General features: G+C 67.0%; 1 protein-coding gene. It reads left to right on the top strand.

Annotated features, from left to right (window positions below; genetic code table 11):
• A partial coding sequence (locus tag CUZ56_RS15025) for a fatty acid desaturase (RefSeq protein WP_204250946.1) occupies positions 1-273 on the top strand: 273 nt, incomplete at both ends.

The following is a 273-nucleotide window of genomic DNA, read 5'->3' on the forward strand; positions in this document are numbered from 1 at the left end:
CTACGGTGCGCTGCTGGCGGTGTTCGGTTTCGCCATGCTCCCGTACCTGCTGCTGCAGGCCGTGATCGGATTCGGGCTGCTGGAAACCGTGAACTACGTCGAGCACTACGGGTTGTTGCGCCGCCGCCTGCCCGGTGGGCGCTGGGCGCGCTGCTCGCCGGCCGACAGCTGGAACTCCGATCGGCTGGTCACCAACATCTTCCTGTTCCATCTGCAGCGCCACAGCGACCACCACGCCAATCCGGGCCGCCGCTATCAGACCCTGCGCAGCAC

It is taken from the genome of Saezia sanguinis (assembly GCF_003991585.1).
In the GTDB taxonomy this organism is placed as follows: Bacteria; Pseudomonadota; Gammaproteobacteria; order Burkholderiales; family Burkholderiaceae_C; genus Saezia; species Saezia sanguinis.